Source organism: Pseudomonas tremae, from assembly GCF_001401155.1.
GTDB classification, from domain to species: domain Bacteria; phylum Pseudomonadota; class Gammaproteobacteria; order Pseudomonadales; family Pseudomonadaceae; genus Aquipseudomonas; species Aquipseudomonas tremae.
Genome location: NZ_LJRO01000262.1, coordinates 1 through 1,206 on the forward strand (window position 1 = coordinate 1; position 1,206 = coordinate 1,206).

At 45.7% G+C, this 1,206-nt stretch carries 2 protein-coding genes and 1 pseudogene; all 3 read left to right on the forward strand.

The genetic code is table 11. From position 1 onward, the window contains the following. Positions 1-561: RHS repeat-associated core domain-containing protein (locus ALO43_RS16125; RefSeq protein ID WP_053931801.1), on the forward strand; the 561-nt coding region annotated here is incomplete at its 5' end. Then, positions 539-991: an NTF2 fold immunity protein gene (locus ALO43_RS16130; protein ID WP_024669136.1), complete on the forward strand. Its 453-nt coding sequence runs from the start codon at positions 539-541 to the stop codon at positions 989-991. The genes ALO43_RS16125 and ALO43_RS16130, both read left to right, overlap by 23 nt. Before the next feature lie 63 nt (positions 992-1,054). Next, a pseudogene (locus tag ALO43_RS32140) lies at positions 1,055-1,206 on the forward strand (type IV secretion protein Rhs); the annotation flags it as partial.

Sequence of the window (1,206 nt, forward strand, 5' to 3'; positions counted from 1 at the left end):
TATTTCGATGTCGAGACAGGGCTTCACTACAATACATTTCGGTATTACGATCCGGAGATCGGGCGGTTTGCAACGCAAGATCCGATTGGGCTGAGTGGTGGGGATAATCTCTACCTGTATGCGCCTAACCCTTATAGGTGGGTTGATCCGTTAGGCTGGTGCGTCAACGCGAGTGTTACGCGAGGACCTGCAGGACAGCCGTTGCGAGCGACGGCCACAATTACCAAGGATGACATCAAAAAAGGCGGTACTGCTACAAACGCTTCATCACGAAGCTGGGCGAGAAGCCTTGGTAATGCAAATGATGATGCTGGGCACATAATCGCTAAGCTTCTAGGCGGCTCGGGAGGCAAGGACGGGGTGTTTCCGCAGTTATCAAAAGTTAACCGAGGTTTATTCAGAGACTTTGAAAGGACTATTGCTAACGAGGTGAAGACGAATGGTCCAGTTGACATCGAAATCGCTTTTAAATATGCAAATGGCGGCACGCGACCCACTGATATTTATTATGACTTTTACCGTAACGGGAAGTTAATCGATGGAACAGAGTTCAAAAACTAAAAGCGATACATTTCTCAACGAGGAAATTGTAGAGAAATCATTTCGTGATTTTTCAACTGCATTGTGCAACTGGGAACTTGGATTTTACAAACACAAAAGAGCGATGAGGGATGTGGAAAACGATTCATCTGACATAGATGAGCGTGCTCATACCGAATTACTAGCAATTTTTTCTGCTCATGTTACTAGAAAAGGCAGAAACTATGACAGATTAGAAAATCTAGTGTGCAGCGCGCATCCTGAATATGAGTTTGAGCAAAACTCGGTGAAGCTAGAAATTTCCTCACAAAAGAAGGCAACTGTCATATATAAGAAAAAACATGGACTGAGCCAGACATACAGACTGACTTTCTCGATAACCGATAACGCATGCAAAATACAGAAGCGGGAATTTCAAGACAATGAAAAGTGGAGAACCACCTACGTTTAACTTTAAAAAACTAGCCATTTATAATGCAAGCTAGCGCAGCTTGTCCAGTAACACTCTTTTTTGGCTGGCGAACTGAGCCGCACCCTCGACAAGCTGCGCGGCGAAGTCAGCTATGAATACGAAGCTAACGGCCGACTGCTCGAGCACAACCCCGAAAAACGTTTCGAGGGCGAAGCATTCCGCTATGACGCTGCCGGCAACCGCCTGAACTTCAA